Source organism: Polaribacter sp. HA6-7 (assembly GCF_055693625.1).
Genome location: NZ_CM146338.1, coordinates 1,099,642 through 1,119,929, shown reverse-complemented (window position 1 = coordinate 1,119,929; position 20,288 = coordinate 1,099,642). Strand labels below are relative to the sequence as shown.

9 protein-coding genes and 10 pseudogenes are annotated in these 20,288 nt (G+C 28.8%); 9 read left to right on the top strand and 10 right to left on the bottom strand.

The window, feature by feature from the left end; all coding sequences use genetic code 11:
- Window positions 1-191: 191 nt before the first annotated feature.
- The 3 pseudogenes from ACZ1HD_RS06105 to ACZ1HD_RS06095 all read right to left on the bottom strand — a co-directional run bounded on the left by ACZ1HD_RS06105 (window position 192) and on the right by ACZ1HD_RS06095 (window position 4,378).
- Window positions 192-1,489 (bottom strand): annotated as a pseudogene (locus ACZ1HD_RS06105) (dipeptidase).
- Between the two features lie 223 nt (window positions 1,490-1,712).
- Window positions 1,713-3,071: pseudogene (locus ACZ1HD_RS06100) on the bottom strand (pyridoxal-phosphate dependent enzyme).
- 74 nt (window positions 3,072-3,145) lie between these two features.
- Window positions 3,146-4,378 (bottom strand): annotated as a pseudogene (locus ACZ1HD_RS06095) (ABC transporter permease).
- A 4-nt stretch (window positions 4,379-4,382) separates the two neighbouring features.
- On the opposite strand from ACZ1HD_RS06095, the pseudogene ACZ1HD_RS06090 reads away from it, so the two are divergent.
- Window positions 4,383-5,638: pseudogene (locus ACZ1HD_RS06090) on the top strand (exo-beta-N-acetylmuramidase NamZ family protein).
- Window positions 5,639-5,668: 30 nt separating this feature from the next.
- Here ACZ1HD_RS06090 and ACZ1HD_RS06085 read toward each other — a convergent pair.
- The 4 genes and pseudogenes from ACZ1HD_RS06085 to ACZ1HD_RS06070 form a co-directional block, all read right to left on the bottom strand.
- Window positions 5,669-6,085, bottom strand: a complete 417-nt coding sequence (locus tag ACZ1HD_RS06085) for a hypothetical protein (protein WP_472688915.1) — start codon at window positions 6,083-6,085, stop codon at window positions 5,669-5,671.
- Between the two features lie 162 nt (window positions 6,086-6,247).
- Window positions 6,248-6,436, bottom strand: coding sequence for a thioredoxin family protein (locus tag ACZ1HD_RS06080; protein WP_472688914.1), 189 nt, complete (start codon window positions 6,434-6,436; stop codon window positions 6,248-6,250).
- 111 nt (window positions 6,437-6,547) lie between these two features.
- A pseudogene (locus ACZ1HD_RS06075) lies at window positions 6,548-7,374 on the bottom strand (sterol desaturase family protein).
- Window positions 7,375-7,434: 60 nt separating this feature from the next.
- A complete protein-coding gene (locus ACZ1HD_RS06070) occupies window positions 7,435-7,959 on the bottom strand; it encodes a YkgJ family cysteine cluster protein (RefSeq protein WP_472688913.1) in 525 nt (174 codons plus the stop codon).
- An 87-nt stretch (window positions 7,960-8,046) separates the two neighbouring features.
- Between ACZ1HD_RS06070 and argS the strand changes: the two are divergent.
- The 4 genes and pseudogenes from argS (at window position 8,047) to ACZ1HD_RS06050 (ending at window position 12,807) form a co-directional block, all read left to right on the top strand.
- A pseudogene (gene argS, locus ACZ1HD_RS06065) lies at window positions 8,047-9,821 on the top strand (arginine--tRNA ligase).
- 130 nt (window positions 9,822-9,951) lie between these two features.
- Window positions 9,952-11,337: pseudogene (gene lpdA / locus ACZ1HD_RS06060) on the top strand (dihydrolipoyl dehydrogenase).
- A gap of 135 nt (window positions 11,338-11,472) precedes the next feature.
- Entirely contained in the window at window positions 11,473-11,847 is a 375-nt protein-coding gene (locus ACZ1HD_RS06055; RefSeq protein WP_172830883.1) for a LysM peptidoglycan-binding domain-containing protein, read from the top strand.
- 360 nt (window positions 11,848-12,207) lie between these two features.
- On the top strand, window positions 12,208-12,807 hold the full coding sequence (locus ACZ1HD_RS06050; RefSeq protein ID WP_472688912.1) for a hypothetical protein: 600 nt from the start codon (window positions 12,208-12,210) through the stop codon (window positions 12,805-12,807).
- A gap of 12 nt (window positions 12,808-12,819) precedes the next feature.
- Here ACZ1HD_RS06050 and rlmF read toward each other — a convergent pair.
- Window positions 12,820-13,676 (bottom strand): annotated as a pseudogene (rlmF, locus tag ACZ1HD_RS06045) (23S rRNA (adenine(1618)-N(6))-methyltransferase RlmF).
- A 70-nt stretch (window positions 13,677-13,746) separates the two neighbouring features.
- Window positions 13,747-15,339 (bottom strand): annotated as a pseudogene (gene bshC, locus ACZ1HD_RS06040) (bacillithiol biosynthesis cysteine-adding enzyme BshC).
- 206 nt (window positions 15,340-15,545) lie between these two features.
- Here bshC and ACZ1HD_RS06035 point away from each other — a divergent pair.
- From ACZ1HD_RS06035 to ACZ1HD_RS06020, 4 genes and pseudogenes are all read left to right on the top strand, one after another.
- Window positions 15,546-18,023, top strand: a pseudogene (locus tag ACZ1HD_RS06035) (M14 family metallopeptidase).
- Between the two features lie 77 nt (window positions 18,024-18,100).
- Window positions 18,101-18,457 (top strand): hypothetical protein, encoded by a 357-nt coding sequence (locus tag ACZ1HD_RS06030; protein WP_472688911.1) that lies wholly within the window; start codon window positions 18,101-18,103, stop codon window positions 18,455-18,457.
- A gap of 2 nt (window positions 18,458-18,459) precedes the next feature.
- Window positions 18,460-18,825, top strand: coding sequence for a YchJ family protein (locus tag ACZ1HD_RS06025; protein WP_375240351.1), 366 nt, complete (start codon window positions 18,460-18,462; stop codon window positions 18,823-18,825).
- A 48-nt stretch (window positions 18,826-18,873) separates the two neighbouring features.
- Entirely contained in the window at window positions 18,874-19,524 is a 651-nt protein-coding gene (locus tag ACZ1HD_RS06020; protein ID WP_472688910.1) for a peptidoglycan-binding domain-containing protein, read from the top strand.
- A 69-nt stretch (window positions 19,525-19,593) separates the two neighbouring features.
- Here ACZ1HD_RS06020 and ACZ1HD_RS06015 read toward each other — a convergent pair whose 3' ends face one another.
- Window positions 19,594-19,992 (bottom strand): T9SS type A sorting domain-containing protein, encoded by a 399-nt coding sequence (locus ACZ1HD_RS06015; RefSeq protein ID WP_472688909.1) that lies wholly within the window; start codon window positions 19,990-19,992, stop codon window positions 19,594-19,596.
- Window positions 19,993-20,288: the final 296 nt, after the last annotated feature.

The window sequence follows — 20,288 nt, the reverse complement described above, 5'->3', positions numbered from 1 at the left end:
TTGCTAAAAATATAAAAATCATATTTTATTAACATTTTTCAACACTAATTTAAAGTTTGGCACAGTAGTTGCAATTATAAAAATGAAAGCAACGTAGTAAACTGCTTTCATTGTGTAAATTATTTGAATTAGTTAGTTAAAAAAACCATCTCTTAATTGAGATGGTTTTTTAATTTTGATAATATAAGTAATTATATTGTTTCTTTAGATTGAATTTCTTTTGCTACTTTTTCAACCTCATCTAAAACTCTTAATAAATTCCCGTTCCATAATTGTGCAATTTGCGCTTCTGTATAACCTCTTTTTACCAACTCTAAAGTTACATTTAAAGTTTCCGATGCATCATTCCAACCATCTACTCCTCCTCCACCGTCAAAATCTGAGCTGATACCGACGTGATCAATTCCTATTTTACTTATTAAGTAGTCTATATGATCTACAAAATCTGATACATTAACTGGTGAAACATCAGAAGACTTCATTTTCTCTTTCGCTTCTGCAGATAATTTTCTGTAAGTAGCTATAAAAGCATCTCTCTTTCTGGACTTAACTTTCTTGCTTCTGCCCAAGTCATCATTTCTTCTCCTTGTGCTGCAGCTAATTCTTTTATTACTTTATTTAATTCTTCTTTATAAACTTTATCTTTTTCTGTATTTACATAAGAACTAAAAGCAACCGTTTGTACAACTCCTCCGTTCTCTTTCATCCATTGTAATTGTTCATCATCTAAATTTCTACTATGATTACATAATGCTCTTGCAGAAGAATGCGAGGCGATTATTGGCGCTTTAGACAAAGCAATCATATCTTGCATAGATTTTTTTGAAGGATGAGAAACATCAATCATAATTCCCCATTTGTTCATTTCTTTAATAACTTCTTTTCCTAGATCGCTAACACCGTTATGTAACCAAACATTATCTTTTTCTCCGGTATTAGAATCGCACAGTTGGCTATGTCCATTGTGAGAAAGGCTCATATATCTTGCACCCAAATCGTAAAATTCTTTTACTCTAGAAACATCTGTACCCAAAGGATAAGCATTTTCTACACCAATCATAGCTACTTTTTTTCCTGATGCATAAATTTCTCTAGCTTCTTTAGAATTTACAGCCAAACCAATTCTTTTCGGAGCGATTTCTTTTGTTAATTTATGAATTGCGTTAAACTTACTCATTGCATTTTTATACGCTTTATCATAACCTTCTTCCGTTAAATCTCCTTGACCTGTGTACACTATAAAAAATGCAACATCTAAGCCACCTTCTTCCATATTTGGCAAGTTGACTTGGTTTTTTAATTTTTGAGTATAATTGATAGAGTCTGTAAAATTAGCAACATTAATATCTACATGCGTATCTAAAGTCATTACTTTTTTGTGAATTTCTTTAGCTTTAGACAACATATTATCTGCTTTAATGTCCTCTTTTTTATTCTCTTTACAAGCAACTATTAAAGTAAGAATAAATAGAATTTTTAGGTTTTTCATTTTTTTGAATTAAGTTAGTTAATGCCTAAAGATATATAATTCTTTAAAAAACTATGTGTTAATATTTTTACAATTAACTATTTTCATTTATTAATTATCAATAAAAATGAACTTTAAACTAAAAATATTCAATAAAAACGTTTAATGTATTTCTTTTTTAAACAATCATCAAAAAAAGAGCTTTCTGAATAGAAAGCTCTTTTTGTAATTTTATATTATAATTTTAAATAGCACTTATAATATCATACTTTGTAATTATATGATGATTGCCATTTTCTAAAGCCACTAATACAGCTTGATTGTCTTTATTTATCAATTTAGAAATCTCTTCTAATTTTGCAGATTTCTCAACAATAGGATATGATTTACCCATAATATCTTTAATAGGTTTATCTGCAATATCTTTATCAGAAATAAAATTGTGTAATAAAACAGATTCATCTATAGATCCAACAAAACCATTAACATCTTTTACAGGAATTTGAGAAATTTTATAATCTCGCATTCTTTCGATTGCATGGGAAACTAATTCTTCTGTTTGTGCTGTAACTAAAGGTTTATCAGAATGATTTTTAATTAAATCTGCTGCAGTTTTAATTTCATCTTCTAAAAAACCTCTTTCTCGCATCCAATCATCATTAAACATTTTACCAACATATCTACTACCGTGATCGTGAAACAGAACAACTACAACATCATCTTTAGTAAAATGTTCTTTTAATTGCAACATACCTTTAATAGCAGAACCTGCAGAGTTACCAACAAAAATACCTTCTTCTTTTGCAATTTTTCTTGTGTAAACTGCGGCATCTTTATCGGTTACTTTTGTAAAACCATCAATTAATGAGAAGTCTACATTTTTTGGCAAAATATCTTCACCAATACCTTCTGTGATATAAGGATAAATTTCATTCTCATCAAAAATACCCGTTTCATGATATTTTTTAAACACAGAACCGTAAGTGTCTATTCCCCAAATTTTAATATTTGGATTTTTCTCTTTTAAATATTTAGCTGTACCCGAAATAGTACCTCCGGTACCAACACCAACTACAAAATGAGTTATTTTACCAGCTGTTTGTTCCCAAATTTCGGTCCAGTTTGCTCGTAATGTGCTGTTGCATTACTTGGGTTATCGTATTGATTTACATACCAAGAATTTGGTGTTTCTGCTCCTAATCGTTTGGAAACCGAATAATAAGATCTTGGATCTTCTGGCTCTACATTAGTTGGACAAACAATAACTTCTGCACCAACCGCACGTAAAATATCCATTTTCTCTTTAGATTGTTTATCAGAAATTACAAAAATACATTTGTAACCTTTTATAATTGCTGCTAAAGCTAATCCCATACCTGTGTTACCGAGATGTACCTTCAATAATTGTTCCGCCCGGTTTTAAACGACCATCTGCTTCTGCATCTTCAATCATCTTTAAAGCCATTCTATCTTTAACAGAATTACCCGGATTAAAAGTTTCTACTTTTGCTAAAACTAAAGCATCTATTTCTTTTGTAACACTGTTTAATTGAACCAATGGTGTATTACCAATAGTTTCTAATATATTCTTTGCGTATTTCATGTCTTAAATTTCTGATGCAAAGATAAAATATTTTTATGCCTTAAATCATATTTTAAGAAACCTTAACCTAATTTTTAAGCGAACTTAATAGATTTTGAAGGGTTAATTTTTGTGATTATATAAGAAGGGATAATCAACATTAAAAAACATAAAATTAATGTCCCAATATTTAATGCTAAAATTGCACCAATACTTATATGTACAGGCATTACAGAAACGTAATATGTTTCGGATTTAATGTAATTAGTTTGAAAAAGTGTTGTACACCAATAATTGATAAACCTATAATATTCCCCAGAAAAGACCTTTTAAAATTAAATAAGAAGCGTTGTATAAAAAAATCTTTCTTATACTAGAATTACTACTTCCTAAAGCTTTTAAAATACCAATCATTTGCACACGTTCTAATATTAAAACAAGCAAAGCAGTAATCATATTTATACCTGCAATTAGAATCATTATTGCAATAATAAACCAAACATTATTGTCAAATAATTTAATCCAATCGAATACTGTTGGGTAAATATCTGTAATCGCTTTTGCATTGAGTGTTAAACTTACTTCGCTATAAATTTCTTCTCCTTTTGCTTCTATATCATCAAAACTATTTAAAACAACTTCAAAACCACCAACTTGGTTCTCTGTCCATTTATTTAATTTTTGAACTTCTCTAATATCTCCAATCATCATATTTTCATCAAACTGCATAAAACCGAATTGTAAATACCAACAACTTGGTATTTTCTATTAGATGGAAGTTTATTTTGTACAGATTTTAAAAATGACGCAGAAATTGTGTCATTTAATTTTAATTGAAGTCTATTTACAATTGTTTGCGATAATAACACACCTTTTGTTCTTGGTAACGTAAAATCTGGCAATCTACCTTCAACTAAATACTCATTAAATATAGACCAATCATAATCCGAGGAAACTCCTTTAAAAACAACACCTTCAAAAGCTGTATCTGTTCTTAAAAGACCGCCTTTACTGGCATAAACTTGCACGTTTTTAATGCCATCGATATTTTTAAACTCCGGATAAAAATCTTGCTCAATATCTATAGGCGTTGTAGAGACATCAGAATTGTTATTATCATAATTTACAATTTGAACATGACCTTTAAAACCGGCCATTTTATCGCGAATTTTGGTTTGTAAACCTGCGGCTGTTGCTACAGCAATTAGCATAATAATCATACCTAAGGCAATTGCAGCAATTGCAATTTTTATTATTGGAGATGAAATGCTATTTTTATACTTTTTACCTGCAATAATGCGTTTGGCTATATATAACTCGTAATTCAAATTGATGACAGATTTTAAACCTTTCAAAAGTACATATTTATTCTTAGTTCTTTTACTGAATTTTAACCTGATTTCTTGTGCTCAGAAAACAAAAGTTAATCAGAATAACCATGTCAAAACTATTTCTGAAATTAAAACAGGTGCAGAAAGAACCGATTTATATTTAAATATTTTAAAAGGAAAAAACGTAGCCATTGTGGCAAATCAAACTTCTGTTTTAAACGTTTTACAAAGAGCCGAAGTTGCACCAAATGTAATGGGTTCTAAAAAAATAACACATCATTTAGTAGATTATCTTCACAACAATAATACAATAAATGTAAAAAAAGTTTTTGCACCGAACACGGTTTTAGAGGAAAAGCTGATGCTGGAGAAATTGTAAAAGACGGTTTAGATACCAAAACAAATTTACCTATTGTATCTCTTTATGGTAAAAATAAAAAACCAACTCAAGAGCAATTAAAAAACATAGATTTTGTTGTTTTTGATATACAAGATGTTGGCGCTCGTTTTTACACGTATATTTCTTCTTTACATTATGTTATGGAAGCTTGTGCAGAAGCCAATATTCCTGTTTTGTTATTAGACAGACCAAACCCGAATGCTCATTATATTGATGGCCCTGTTTTAGAAACAAGCCATAAATCTTTTGTTGGTATGCATAACGTTCCTGTGGTTTACGGAATGACAATTGGCGAGTACGGACAAATGATTAATGGTGAAAAATGGTTAAATAACGGAATAGCATGTGATTTAAAAGTAATACCAGTTTTAAACTACAATCATCAAACACAATATAGTTTACCTATAAAACCTTCGCCAAATTTACCAAACGATAAAAGTATAAACCTATACCCTAGTTTATGTTTTTTTGAAGGAACAAATGTATCTGCTGGAAGAGGAACATCTATGCAGTTTCAAATTTATGGTTCTCCTTTTTTACCGAAGAATAGCTTTTCTTTTACTCCGAAAGAAAATGAAGGAGCAAAATATCCTAAACATCAAAACAAGCTATGTTTTGGCGAAGATTTAAGAGATTCTAAGAATTTAAATCAACTTGATTTGTCTTATTTGATTAGTGCTTATAAGCAAAACACTGCTAAAGATTTTTTTAATAATTTTTTCACAAAATTAGCGGGCACAAAAAAACTACAAGAACAAATAGAGAAAGGTTTATCTGCTGATGAAATAAAAAATACTTGGCAAAAAGATTTGAATGATTTTAAACTGATTCGAGAAAAATATTTAATTTATAAATAAAAAAAACTCGAAGATTTTCTTCGAGTTTTTTTATATTTTTCTAGACATGAGAAGAAAAACTTTTGCCCCCTCATTTTCTTTTAATTTATCATACCAAATTTTGGCATTTTCTCGATCATTTAGTTTACTGTAAGCAGTAAAGTATAAAAAATTATAAAGCCCTTTATTGGTTTCTATAATTTCATTTTCTTTAAAATCTTTGTTTAACTTTTTTAAAGTTTTATTATAATTACCTTGTATTAAATATCTATACACATCTGCATATAAATTTATCTTTTGTGAATTTTTATTTTTATCACCTTCTGATCGATATAACTTATTCGATATTTTTAAATACCTATTTGCAATACTTAAAAAATCTCTTTTCACATCGTCTTTTACATACACCGAATAATTAAAGTATTTCTCAGCAATTTTTAAAGAATTATCTCCAGATTTTAATTTCATAAAATCTAAATATTCATTTTGTAAAATTTTTGTTCCGTATGAATATTTTTTAAGATCTTCATAACTTCAATCTTAGGCATATAACTTTTACTTTGCAAAACAACTTCACCATTTGGGTCTATGATATAAACTCAGGGATAGAATTTACGGTAAACTTAGATGTTAATTTTTTTCTACATCAATATCTATTTTTAAAGGAATATAATTAGACATTAATTCTTTAACATCAGTAGAACTCCAAGATTCGGAATCCATTCTTTTACAAGGGCCACACCAACTAGCCCAAAAATCTACTAATATAAATTTATTTGTAGCTACAGCAATTTTCTGTGCATCTTCAAAAGATGTCATCCATTGATCTGCTTTTAAGCTGTTTGTAAATAATAATAGAAAAGTGAATGGTAAAATATTTTTTTCATAGCATTTATTTTTTGGATAAATATAATGCTTTTCAGTAAAAAATTAAATATTTGTTGGTTTTCTATATCCTTGAAAAGGCTGTTTTAACAATTCTTTTAACGAAGAATTTTTTACTTCATCAGGAAAAGTATCTACACCATACACAATTTTATCTCTATCAAATTTCATGTAAGTACCAAAAATTCTATCCCAAATAGAAAAAATATTTCCATAATTAGAATCAGTATAAGGCAATTTATAATGATGATGTACTTTATGCATATCAGGAGAAACTATAAAATAACTTAAAAAAGTATCAAATTTTGAAGACATTTTAATATTTGCGTGTGTAAATTGAGTAAAAATTAAAGACATCGATTGATACATAAATACAATAGCTATTGGCGTACCAATAACAAAAACACCTAATAAAGTAAATGCAAAACGAATAATACTTTCTATTGGATGATGCCTATTTGCTGTGGTTGTATCTACATTATGATCGGAATGATGTACCAAATGAACCATCCATAAAACAGCAACTTTGTGTTCTACAAAATGAGCCAAATAAGCGCCAAAAAAATCTAAAAATAATATTCCTAAAGTAACATATAACCAAAGTGGCATTTCAGGCAAACAATTAATAAGTCCGAAATTATTTACATCTACCCAATCTGCAGTTTTAAGCAATAAAAATGCCAACGAAAAATTTATAATTATCGTTGTAAATGTAAAAAACAAGTTTGGTAGAGCATGTTTCCATTTTTTGTAATTAAAATTAAATAAAGGTACTGCACCTTCTAAAAGCCAAAAAATGTAATACCAGAAACAAGAATTAAACTTCGATGAGAAGATGGTATCGATTCGAAATAAGAAAAAATAGTTTGCATAAATTTATTTTCTACTAAAATAGTGAAATTAAATTATGCAAATTTTACTAGTAAAAGAGTTTAAGATCTTTTAATTTTCTTGTTACCTTCTAAAGGCAAACGTTTTTTTAAGTTTTCTACAATATTATAGGTAGCAGGACAAATTGCTGTATTAGCAATGGTTAAATCTGTTATGCCAATAAACTTTTTACGATTTGTATGCGGATATTCTGCACATGCTTTTGGCCTTACACTGTAAATAAAACAAGTATTATCGCTTTCATCAAAAAAAGTACAAGGCGCAGATTTTAAAACCATAAAATCGTCTTCATCTCTCTCTAAATATTGCGATGTAAATGTTGCAACCTTCATTTTTAGATATTTCGCAATACGTTCAATATCAACATCAGTAAATATTGGGCTAGTTGTTTTGCAACAGTTTCCACAAGTTAAACAGTCTGTTTTTTCAAACTCTTTATCGTGCAATTCTTGCATTAAATAATCTAATCTTTTTGGCGTTCGTTTCTTAAGTCTCGCAAAATATTTTTCGTTTTCTTTTTTTGCTTCTTTAGCTAATTTTGGGAGTTGTTTCAGCATTTTTTCCATGATACAAAATTACAATTATTCTTCCGGAAAAATCACTCAGAAAAACAAATAAAAATCCTTAATTTTGTATTTCAATTTTATTAATAAATGAATATTCAAAACACCCTAGAAACTAAAGTTAAAGAAGGTTTCTTAGCATTATATAATATCGAAATTCCGTCTGTAGAGTTTCAAGCAACAAGAAAAGAATTTGAAGGAGACATTACTGTTGTTGTTTTTCCGTTGCTACGTTACAAAAAAGGTAATCCTGTACAAATAGGAGAAGATTTAGGTACATATTTAGTAGAAAACGTTACCGAAATCACCAATTTTAATGTTGTAAAAGGATTTTTAAATTTAGTTGTAGACGATTCTTTTTACTCAAACTTTTTTAATGCGATTCTAGAGAATACTTCTTATGGTTTTGAAAAACCAAAGGCTAATGAAAAAGCTATTATGGTAGAATATTCTTCTCCGAACACAAACAAACCTCTTCATTTAGGCCACGTTCGTAATAATTTATTAGGATATTCTGTTGCAGAAATTATAAAAGCGTCTGGTAAAAAAGTTTACAAAACTCAAATTATTAACGATAGAGGAATTCATATCTGTAAATCGATGTTGGCTTGGGAAAAATTCGGAAACGGAGAAACTCCTGAATCCACAGGCTTAAAAGGTGATAAATTAGTTGGTAATTATTACGTAAAATTTGACCAAGAATATAAAAAAGAAATAGCTCAATTAATTTCTGAAGGTAAAACTGAAGATGAGGCTAAAAAAGAAGCTCCTTTATTTGTAGAAGCACAACAAATGCTTTTAAAATGGGAAGCTGGTGATAAAGATGTAGTGGCTTTATGGGAAACTATGAATGCTTGGGTTTACGCTGGTTTTGACGTTACTTACAAAAACATGGGAGTTAACTTTGATAATCTTTATTATGAAAGTAACACCTATTTATTAGGAAAAGATGTTGTTGCGCAAGGTTTAGAAAAAGGTGTTTTCTTTAGAAAAGAAGACGGTTCTGTATGGTGCGATTTAACTGATGATGGTTTAGATGAAAAAATTGTTTTACGTTCTGACGGAACTGCAGTTTATATGACTCAAGATATTGGTACAGCCATACAACGTGTAAAAGATTATGCAGATGTTGGCGGTATGGTTTATACTGTTGGTAACGAGCAAGATTACCATTTTCAAGTATTATTTTTAATACTAAAGAAACTAGGTTTTGATTGGGCTAAACAATTACATCATTTAAGCTACGGAATGGTAGATTTACCTTCGGAAAAATGAAATCTAGAGAAGGAACTGTTGTAGATGCTGATGAATTAATGATAGAAATGACAGATACTGCTAGAACTATTTCTGAAGAACTAGGAAAGTTAGAAGGGTATTCTGATGAAGAAAAAGAAGAGTTGTATAAAACGATTGGTTTAGGAGCTTTAAAGTATTTTATCTTAAAAGTAGATCCTAAAAAGAGAATTTTATTCGACCCGAAATCTTCTGTAGATTTCCAAGGAAATACTGGTCCTTTTATACAATATACGTATGCTAGAATTCAGTCTATAATTAGAAAAGCAAATTTTGATTATTCGAAATCTGTAAGTGTAGATTTACACGAAAAAGAAAAAGAATTATTAAAACAATTAGAATTATATCCTGAAACAATACAGCAAGCTGCAACAAATTATTCGCCAGCAATTATTGCAAATTACACCTATGATTTGGTGAAAGAATTTAATTCTTTTTATCAAAATGTACACATTTTAGGAGAACAAGATTTAGATAAAAAAACATTCAGAGTTCAATTATCTAAAAAAGTTGCAGACACTATAAAATCGGCATTTTCTTTATTAGGAATTCAGGTTCCTGAAAGAATGTAAAAAAGTTAGTAAATTAGCACGCGTTAAGGATTGAAGTGGCATCCTTTTTTGAGGTACGATAAAAAAAGATAGAACGTAAAGCCTGTTAAAACGCCCAAAATAAAACAAACAACTAGTAAATATTAAAAAAATGAAATACGACATCATAATTATTGGAAGTGGACCTGGAGGATATGTTACCGGAATTAGAGCTTCTCAATTAGGCTTTAAAGTTGCCATTGTAGAAAAAGAAAGTTTAGGTGGAATTTGTTTAAACTGGGGATGTATCCCAACAAAAGCATTACTAAAGTCTGCACAAGTTTATGATTATTTAAAACATGTTGATGAATATGGTTTAAAAGCAGAAGCAATTGATAAAGATTTTGATGCTGTTATTAAAAGAAGTCGTGGTGTTGCAGACGGAATGAGCAAAGGTGTTGCTTTTTTAATGAAGAAAAACAAAATCGATATTATAAATGGTTTTGGTAAAATAAAAACTGGTAAAAAAGTTGATGTTACTGCAGAAGATGGTACTGTAACAGAATATAGTGCAGACAATATTATTATTGCAACTGGTGCACGTTCTAGAGAATTACCAAACTTACCACAAGATGGTAAAAAAGTAATTGGTTATAGACAAGCAATGACGTTGCCATCGCAACCAAAATCTATGATTGTTGTAGGTTACGGTGCAATTGGTGTTGAGTTTGCTCATTTCTATAACTCTATGGGAACAGAAGTTACTATTGTAGAATATATGCCAAATTTAGTACCTGTAGAAGATATTGATATTTCTAAACAATTTGAACGCTCTGTTAAAAAATCGGAATTAAAGTTATGACAAACTCTTCTGTAGAGTCTGTTGATACTTCGGTGATGGTGTTGTTGCTACTGTAAAAACTAAAAAAGGAGAAGAAACTTTAAAAGCTGATATTTTATTATCTGCAGTTGGTATTAAATCGAACATCGAAAACATTGGTTTAGAAGATGTAGGTATTATTGTTGATAGAGATAAAATCTTAGTAAACGATTTTTACCAAACTAACATACCTGGTTATTATGCAATTGGTGACGTTGTTCCTGGACAAGCTTTGGCACACGTTGCTTCTGCAGAAGGAATTACTTGTGTTGAAAAATTAGCTGGTTTGCATACAGAAGCTATCGATTACGGTAACGTACCTGGTTGTACATATGCAACTCGGAAATTGCGTCAGTTGGTATGACAGAAGCAAAAGCTAAAGAAGCAGGTTACGAACTTAAAGTTGGTAAATTTCCATTTTCAGCATCAGGAAAAGCAAAAGCAGCAGGAACGCCTGATGGTTTTGTAAAAGTAATTTTTGATGCAAAATATGGTGAATGGTTAGGTTGCCACATGATTGGTGCTGGTGTTACTGATATGATTGCAGAGGCTGTTCTTGGTAGAAAATTAGAAACTACTGGTCATGAAGTTTTAAAAACAATACATCCTCACCCAACAATGAGTGAAGCTGTAATGGAAGCTGTTGCAGATGCTTACGACGAAGTAATTCATTTATAAGATTATTATTTAAAATTTATAACTGATATATAATTATCATTTAACTATAAAATTTGTAGTTTAATCGAAAAACCAAAGCTAAAAGCTTTGGTTTTTTTGTACATTTAGACTATAATTAAAAATCAAAAAATTAAAATGAGAGCAAAATATCAAAGCGTATTAAATCTAGGAGAAGAATTAGCTATTAAAAATGGAGATGTAAAAGAAGAAAACGGCGTACTACATGTTGTAGGTACTGCAAAAAACCAATATGAAAAAAATTTACTTTGGGATGAAATAAAAAAAGTTGGTGGTGAAAACCCTACAGATATTATGGCAGATATTTCTGTAGAAGATACTTCTATCTTTGCAAACCATACTGTAAAAAGCGGAGATACTCTTGGTAAAATCGCAAAGCAATATTATGGTAAGTCATCTAAATATACTGCTATCTTTGAAGCAAATACTAATATCTTAAAAAGCCCGGATGTAATTCATCCAGGTCAAGAATTAGTAATTCCTAATTTATAAGAATTATAAAATTCTATAATAAAGCCGAAGCAAATTTGCTTCGGTTTTTTTATATTTGAAAATTAATAAAAGTTTCTAATGAACTCAAAAGACTACTACAAAAAGAAAAACGAAGGTTTACTAAAGTATTGGGAACCAAAAGAGAAAATAGACTTAAATATGCTTTACTACAAAGCTTGTATTTTGCCGTTCCTTTTAGTTTTATTTTTCAAGCTTTAGAAAGTTTAAAAGGCTTTTTAACTTTGCAATTTGCATTTAAATTTATTTCTATTTTCTGTATTTATTTTCTACTTACCTATTACATAACCTATAATATGTATGAGAAAAGATATCAAAAATTAAAAAACGACCCTCAGAATTTTGATAACTAATAAGAAGAAATTTTTAGCAGAACTTTTAAAAGGAATTGCCAAACTAATAGTTGCAGGTGTTTTTATTGGTTATTTAAAAGAATACGACTTAATAATTGCCTTAATTTTAGTTGCAAAACTTACACATAACGTTTACAAGGATATTATTAAACCCAAAAATAAAAATTGGTTGTTACTTATAGGAATGCTTTTAACTTGCTTTGGCGGAATTGTAGGTGAAACTTGGGGTGTTGCAAACGGTTATTGGCAATACCATGAAGTTAGCAGAGAATTACCGCTTTGGCTACCTTTTGCTTGGATGTATGCCTTCTATTTTTTATACAAATTAGAATTAAAATTAATTCCGTTATTAAAAAATAAAAGTCAAAAAAATAAAATTATACTTGCTTTAATTTTAGCATTAATATTACCTGCTTTCGGTGAAGTTATTACGATTCAGTTAGGTGTTTGGACGTATTATTGGCCTTATCAGCTTTTCGGAGTACCTCTATATGCTTTTATCTGTTTGGTTTTTGTACATATGTTAGTGTATACAATACTACACTACTTTTGCAAAAAATACAATATTAAAGATCTAGTATACAATTAAAAAAACTTTTAATTAAAACTGCCAACAAGCAATTCTAGTAACCTTATTACCTTGATTCATTGGGATTACTTTAAACTGAACTGCACCTAATTTTTTTGAAGATTTTTCTAAACTTTCTATATTTTCTTTCTTAGAAACTAAACTTGTAAACCATTTGCTTTTGGTTTTAAATAAAGAACTTTCGTATAAATAATTGTGTAGAAAAGCTTTTTCTCCGCCAACATACCAAAGCTCATTGTTATTCCCGAAAAATTTCTAACTGCATTATTTCCTAAATTCTTAGTCTTTCTTCGGTTTGCACCTTGTGCTTCTTCTGCAGATTTATAAAAAGGAGGATTACAAATGGTTGCAGTAAAAGAATCTACTTCTTCTATAATTCCTTTTAAAATATTTTGCTCGTTAAATTGCTGACGTAAAGTGATATTATCTTCTAACTTATTATCGTAAATAATGTCTTGCGCATAATCTAAAGAATCTAAATCAATATCAGAACCAACAAATGTCCAATTATACTCTGCTACACCTAAAATAGGATAAATACAAGTTGCACCGGTTCCTATATCTAATATTTTAATATTTTCTTCGGATGAAAGCAAATCAGATAAATGATGAATGTAATCTAAACGACCAGGAATTGGCGGACATAAATTTTCATCAGGAAAATCCCAAACAGTCAATTTATCATAAGAAAATAAAAGTGCTTTATTCAGTTCTTTTACTGCCTTAGGGTTCGAAAAATCGATACTTAAATTTCCGTAGTTATTTGTTACTACAAACTCCTTTAAATTAGAATTATTAAGAACAAGTTCATCAAAATTATAACCTGTATTAAATTTATTTTTTGGATGTAAACCTTTTTCTTTACTCATAAATATCGATATTTTTAAAACAATTAATGGTTATAAACCATATTTTTAGAACTGTAAATTTTATACTAAATTAAAGTTCTAAAACAGTAAATTGAAGATTTAATGGTTTTAAAGATTTTTTAAGCGCTTTTATAAAATCACAACCATATTCTAAATAATATTCAGAGAAATTACGCTGTCTTTCTTCTAAACTTTGATTCGGTAAAATTTCATTTTGAAGAAAAGTAATTCGATCTACCAAATCTTTTTGCCTTCTTTTTTCTGCTCTAATTAATCTCTTCTGTAAATTCTGTAAACCTTTAATTTGTTTCTTTTCTTGAGCTTTTACTGCATTTATAAAAGTAACATCAGTTTTTTCTGCAACCGTTTTTAACTCTTCAAATTGTTGTTCTAAATAAGTAATTTTATTGTTAAATTTAACTTCTAAATCTGCGTTTTCAATTACTTTTTTAGATAACAACTCGTGTTGATTTAAAAACAACTCTTCTATAGAAATATCTAATTTATCTAGTTTTCGTTGTTGTTTTTCTGAGACAACTTGTACAGAATTTCTTAATAATAAAATAGGAAAAGGAACATTTACTTTATTAAAATATTGTTTCAACTCAAACCAATATGCCATTTCGCCTCCACCACCTAAATAACAAATATTTGGTAAAATAACTTCTTGATATAGAGGCCTCATTATTACATTTGGCGAAAATGCTTTCGGTTTTTTTCTACTTCCTGTAGAATTTCTGATTTAGTAAATGTAATTTCCGTGTTGTTTATCTTGTAAACTCCTTCTTCAAAAACGATACGTTCTCTAAAGTTATCACCTAAATAAAATAAATTAATCTCTCTAGGGTTTACTTGAATTTTATAATTTTCTTCTAATTTTTCTATCGTTTTAGAAACTTCTTTATACGAAGTACCATGCTCTAGTTCTTCATTAACAAAAGGAATAAAAAGTTCTTTTAATTGTTCATCATCTCCATCAACTATTACCAATCCAAATTCTTTAAACAATTCGTTTGCGATATATCGTGTTGCATCTGCTAAATTATTGTGCTTTAAATAACCATCAGAAAAAAGAGTTCGCAAATATGTAGCATTTTTAGAACCACCTAATTGATTTGCGAAAACATTTAAAACGTTATCTAAACCTTCAGTAGAAAATCGTCCTACTGCACCACCATCTTCTCTATTCCAAACAACTTTTTTACCTTTAAAGTTAAAATAGTTAATCTCATCAAAATCGTGATCTTCTGTTGCCATCCAATAAACTGGCACAAAATTTTTCTCTCGAAATTTTTCTGACAATTCTTCTGCTAAATTAATGGCAGAAATAATTTTATATAAAAAATACAACGGTCCTGTAAATAAGTTTAATTGATGACCGGTTGTAATTGTAAAAGTATTTTTAAGTTTTAAAAGTTGTATGTTTTCTTCCGTTTTCGCTGAAACATCAAAATTTAAATATTGATTTTTTATCGCTTCTGCCAAAACCAAACGAGTTTGCAAACTAAAAGATGTTTCTTTTTCTTCTATTTGATTGTAAAACCCTGTAATATCTCGGAAAATTATTGTAAAACGGTTTTAAAGTATCTTTTTGCTCTAAATAATCTATCATTGTATTAGAGAAAAAACCTGTTTTTTTAAACGGAATTTGAGTAACTTTCATTAGGCTACATGGTTTTTAATACAACAACATTCTCTATCTATCTTACTGCTCATTTTGACTTCTAAATTTTTTATAAAAATACAACTATTTTAAGCTTTGTAAATCACTACAAATCAATCTAACAAAGTTTTAACAAGTTCTATTTTCTGCAAATTAACAATTTTAAAAATATATTATTACTTTTGATTTTCTAATCAAACACTTACATGAAAATCAAATCTATTGTAGTTGTTCTTTTTTTATTAACAGGAACACTATTTTCTCAAAAAATTAAATCTCCAAAAGAATTTTTAGGTTACGAAATTGGCGCTCGTTTTACAAGACATCATAAAGTTGTAGACTATTTTAATTATGTTAGCAACACTTTATCTAATGTAAAGTTAGAGAAATACGGGGAAACAAATGAACACAGACCTTTGTATGTTAGTTACATTTCTTCTGCAGAAAATATTAAGAATTTAGAAAGCATAAGAAAAAATAATCTAAGTCAAACAGGGGTTATTTCGGTAATTCTAAAAACGATATTGCCATTGTATGGCTAAGTTATAATGTACATGGTAATGAAGCTTCTAGTACAGAAGCAGCAATGTTAACATTATACGAACTGGTTACTGCAAAAAAAGCTTGGTTAGAAAACACGGTTGTTATTTTAGACCCTTGTATTAATCCTGATGGTAGAGATCGATATGTAAATTGGTACAACCAAGTAAAAAGTACACCTTATAATACAGATCAAAATGCTAAAGAACATGCAGAACCTTGGCCAGGTGGAAGACCAAATCACTATCTATTCGACCTAAATAGAGATTGGGCTTGGGCAACACAAGTAGAATCTAAACAAAGAATTAAAGTTTACAATAAATGGATGCCTCACATTCATGTAGATTTTCATGAACAAGGAATAAATAATCCGTATTACTTTGCTCCTGCTGCAGAACCTTTTCATGAAATTATTACTGATTGGCAAAGAGATTTTCAAACACAAATTGGTAAAAATCACGCAAAATATTTCGATAAAGAAGGTTGGTTATATTTTACAAAAGAAAGTTTCGATTTATTATACCCAAGTTATGGCGATACTTACCCAACATATATGGGCGCAATTGGTATGACCTATGAACAAGCTGGTCATGGTCGTGCAGGTTTAGGTATTCATACAGATGAAGGTGAAGTTTTAACTTTAAAAGATAGAGCTGCACACCATTTAACTACAGGTTTATCTACTGTAGAGATTTCTTCAAAAAATGCAAAAAAGCTAAACTCAGAATTCAGAAAATTCTTTAATAATTACGGTTTGAACTTTAAAAGTTATGTTTTAAAGAACGAAAATGCAGACAAAATGAATCGTCTAAAAGAGTTATTAGACACTCATGAAATAAAATATGAAAGTGCTAAAAATGGTTCTGTAAAAGGATATAGTTATACAACACAAAAAGATGCCAAATTAGACGTAAGCAATAAAGATTTAGTTATTCATACAGATCAGCCAAAAGGTAAAATGGTAAAAGCTTTGTTTGAACCAAATGCTAAATTAGTAGATTCTTTAACTTATGATATTACAGCATGGTCTTTACCATATGCTCATGGTTTTAATGCTGTTGCATCTAAAAGTAAGGTAAACTCTACAACTAACAACTCTAAAAACACTGTTGTAAATTCTGAAGATAAAAGTGCTTATGCATATGTTTCTAAATGGAATAATCTTGCTGATGCAACTTTCTTAGCAGATTTATTAAAGAATAATATTGTACCAAGGTTTGCAGAAAAATCATTTTCAGCAAACAATACATCTTACGATAAAGGAACTTTAATAATACTTAGAAATGATAACAGAAACACAGATTTTGATTCAAAAGTTGTAGCAATAGCAGACAAACATCAACGTAAATTAACATCTGTTGCCACTGGTTTTTCTCAGTCTCGGTGTAGATTTTGGTTCATCAGCAATTAAACCAATTAACAAGCAAAAAATAGCAGTTGTTTCTGGTAAAGCAACTTCTTCTTTAAGTTTTGGTGAAGTTTGGCACTTTTTTGAAACTCAATTAGAATACCCAATTACAAACATAAACTCTAGTAATTTTGGTTATACAGATCTAAGTAAATATGATGTTATAATCTTACCTAGTGGTTATTACAATAGTATTTTAAGTGGTTCTACTTTATCTAACATAAAAAAATGGGTAAGATCTGGCGGAACATTAGTAGCAATAGGAAATGCATTAAATAGTTTTGCCAATAAAGAAGGATTCTCTTTAAAAACAAAAAAGAATGCAGAAATAGAAACCGACAATAATTTAGTTCCTTACCAAGATAGAGAACGTAAAAGTGTTGCTAATTTAATTACTGGAAGTATTTTTAAAAGTACGTTAGACAATTCGCATCCGTTAGCTTTTGGATATGATAAAGAATATTTTTCTTTAAAACTAAGCGGAACCTCTTACAGTTACTTAAAAAAAGGATATAATGTTGGTTATTTTGATAAAAACTCTAATAATGTTTCCGGTTATGCAGGAAGTAAAGCTGTAAAAAATGTACCTGAATCTTTACTGTTCGGAGAACAAACGATGGGAAGAGGAAGTATTGTTTATATGGTAGATAATCCTTTATTTAGATCTTTTTGGGAAAACGGAAAACTATTTGTAGCCAATGCAGTATTTCTGTTAAACTCTAATCAATTAAAATAAAATCTAAAAAACCACTCAAACAGAGTGGTTTTTTTTATAATCATGAAACATTTACCTTTGTAATCTTAATAATAATCATGCAAATAGAAGATTTAATTGGTGAATATCAAATAATAGGTAAAAACCAAGATAATACTGAAAACACTTATAAAGGTATTTTAAATTTAAGCTTACTAAATAACAACAAACTTAAAGCTGTTTGGCTAATTAATAAGAGTCAGCAACAATTTGGGGAAGGTTTTTTTAAAGACAACATCTTAGTTATTAATTTTGAATATAAAGGTGATGAAAACGATATTTACAAAGGAACAGTTGTTTATAGGTGCTTATCAAAAGATATTTTAGATGGTTTTTGGTCTGAAGAATTTGGTAACCCAAATTATTTAGGTGAAGAAAGATGTTTTAGAATTAAAGAAAATGAAAAATTAAATTAAGTATGAAATGTCCTTGTAACCCAAATAAATTATATAAAAATTGCTGTAAGAAAGCTCATGATGACATATTCTCTGTTAAAACATCAGAAGAATTAATGCGTTCTAGATACAGTGCTTTTGTGTTGGGTAATACAGATTATTTACATAAAAGCCATCATAGTTCAACAAGATTGTCTAATAGAGAATACAAAGAATTAAAAAAGTGGACTAAATCTGTTGATTGGGTAAAACTTCAAATTCATAATTCTACGAATAATAGTGTAGAATTTACTGCCTTTTTTATTGAAAACGGAAATTTAGAAACCATTAAAGAATATTCTACATTTTGTAAAGAAAATAATCATTGGGTATATTTAAATGCAGTTTAATAGCTATTTTATTACTTTTGCATTACCTAACTACAACTTTTTATTTTAATGAAACAAATTATAATTTTTTTGTTGTTAATTATTGTTATTTTAATTGGCTACGGAAAGTACAATCAGTACAAAAGATACAACTCACCGGAGGTTAGTTATACATCAACTAAAACCTTAGATTTAGAATACTATAATCAAGAAATTGTTTTAAAGTACTATGAGGCTGTAGAAGAACTTAATAGTTTTATAATGTTACAATGGTCTGCAAACAATATAGATGTTAGAACACCAGAAGACGATGATAACGAAACAAAAATAGCGGTTGATACTTATGCTAAAAAATTAGCTACAGTAAAATACTATGAAGATATATTATCTAAATCTTCTGAATTAAAATCGAAAGGATTAACGAGTAAAGAAATTGAATTTTTAGTTAAAAATGGAGTCGATTTAATAACTTACAACAAAAATCTTTACACAAATAAGTTAATTACATTATTTAAGAATACTCCTCAGATTAAATTTGGAAGCAAACATCCTATTGTTTTTGAAATTCAAAAGATTTTAATCAAAAAAGGATATAAACTAGAATTAGATGGCGTTTATAAAAAAGAAACTTTTAATATAATTAAGAGTTTTGAAACTAAAAATAATCTTTTATCAGACGGCGTTTTAGACCTTTTAACATTAGAAGCTCTTTTAAAATAAAGATTTATAAAAACAAAAACGTCTAGAAACAATTAAGTATCTAGACGTTTTAATATAAATAACTAAACTCTAATTTTTCATAAACTTAGAACTCCCTACAGTATTATCAACTGTATATTTAATCATGTAAACACCTTTACTCAAATTCGAAACATCAATATTTTTTGATTTTTCATTTATTTGAATATTTTTTACTTGTTTTCCTAAAATATTATAAATACTAACTTTAGAAATTATATTATCCGAAGAAATATTTAAGTAATTATTTGTAGGATTAGGATACATAGAAATGTTTAATAAAGAATTTCTTTCTACACTTGCAACTGCAGCATTAGAACTTAAAACAACACTACCTAAACTAGCTTCGTTAGACGGATTACCTAATGCACCTTTTACAGAAAAACCGTATTGAATAATAAAACCTGCTTGCAATTCTGCAGCTAATGCCGAAACTGAAAAAGAAGTCATGCTGCTTGTTAAAGTTACACTCTTATTTACAACTGTTGCGTAACCATTATTAGGATCTAATGCTTTTATAAATGCAACAACAGTGTAACCTGCATCGATTGTATAACTATCGATATTTGCAGAAAAAGTTAAATCCGAATCTGCTAATCCGTTATTTTCTACATAAGAACTTGCTTCTATATATTTGTTTGGTGTTGTAGGATTATCAAACCAAGAAGCATTTGTGTTTTCGGCTGTCCAAATAGCAAAATTAGGTTGTAATGTAATTGTTGATGCATTTACCGTTGTTTTTAAAT